Raw genomic sequence first — 546 nt, forward strand, 5'->3', positions numbered from 1 at the left:
CGCTGTTTAGGCCTCTTTTACGGAGTGTTTTACCTAAACGGTAAGTATCTAGGCACTTGTCTGGTGTTACAAAGCTGGATTCTTGGGCATAACTATTAAAATCATAGTTGCCATGTGGGTCTTTACGATCAGCATCTTTACGCCAGTAACTGGCAGCGAGGACTTTGTTCAGGGCTAAGTAGGCGAGATGACCTGCACTGTGTCCACGACTCAATGCTTGTTGGTACTCTTTATCCACTTTCAGTGTCACTCGTGTACCTTGAGATAGAGTGTCAACAAGCGCTAATACATGTACGACAACAAATAACCAGCCTTCTGTATCGCGCTTTACAGGGATTGCCGCTCCAACAAATAACTCTCCGGTTGCCACTTCAATGGCACCAACTTGACAATCAATCACTTCAAATTGTTGATCATTAAATACTAAGATGCCTTTATCCGCGGGATGATCAGGCCAGATATGGCTAACGGGATGAAACGGAGTCACGTCGGTGACTACGTAGGTCACTTCATTGTGGTTTTGAACGAGTTGAATCTGAGCGTCCA

At 45.1% G+C, this 546-nt stretch carries 1 pseudogene; it reads right to left on the reverse strand.

Going from position 1 to position 546, the window contains the following annotated elements:
• Positions 1–546 (reverse strand): annotated as a pseudogene (locus R7040_RS29215) (alanyl-tRNA editing protein); the annotation flags it as partial.

It is taken from the genome of Vibrio sp. 1069 (assembly GCF_033340555.1).